The organism is Sulfitobacter maritimus, assembly GCF_013346665.1.
GTDB classification, from domain to species: Bacteria; Pseudomonadota; Alphaproteobacteria; order Rhodobacterales; family Rhodobacteraceae; genus Sulfitobacter; species Sulfitobacter maritimus.
This window is the reverse complement of the sequence record NZ_JABVBB010000002.1, coordinates 1-671: the sequence shown is the minus strand read 5'-3', so window position 1 is coordinate 671 and position 671 is coordinate 1. Positions and strand designations below refer to the sequence as shown.

Annotated in this window: 1 protein-coding gene and 1 pseudogene; both read left to right on the top strand. The window is 59.0% G+C overall.

The window, feature by feature from the left end:
* Window positions 1–186 (top strand): annotated as a pseudogene (locus HTT03_RS00015) (hypothetical protein); the annotation flags it as partial.
* A gap of 93 nt (window positions 187–279) precedes the next feature.
* Window positions 280–671, top strand: a 392-nt coding sequence (locus HTT03_RS00010; protein WP_174857889.1) for a vWA domain-containing protein, incomplete at its 3' end; no start/stop codon positions are given.

Here is a 671-nt window from a genome sequence, read left to right as displayed (position 1 = left end):
CTCGAACCCTTTGCCATCACCTGCATGATGCAGGTCTATTTCAAAACCATCGAGGGCCAAGAGCCGAACCCCGAATGGGATGCCAAGCTGGAGCAGATGTCGGGCAAGTTCCGCAAACTTAAAGAGCGTGCCTTTGGCGGTGGCGGCGCGGCGGTCCTTGACCCTGCGGCACAGCCCGTTGCGTAATCGGTGGGTGGGACCGCTGCCGCTCACCGCGCAATCACCCGCGCCCCTGTGCTGCCTTGAGCGGTGCGGAATATAGTTGAAAGAGAGCATTAAATGAAACTGATTACGTCAAAGTTGGCTATTACAGCAATTTCAGGCGGCATTTTCTGTGCTGCGGTGGCGCAGGCTGCTGAGGATGTCGTCATCGTCTATGACGCATCCGGCTCGATGTGGGGGCAGATTGACGGCACCTCCAAGATGGAAATTGCCCGTGATGTGCTGGGGGATTTGGTGCAGGGGTGGAGCGCCGAAACGAACTTGGGGCTCGTCGCTTATGGTCACCGCAGCCAAGGCGATTGCACCGATATCGAAACCTTGGTGACCCCGCAGCCGGTGGACAAAGAGGCGTTCCAAGCGCAGGTGAATGCGATCAAACCGGTCGGCAAAACGCCGATCTCCGCCGCCATCGAACATGCCGCCGACCTGCTCGCCTACCGCGACAACCC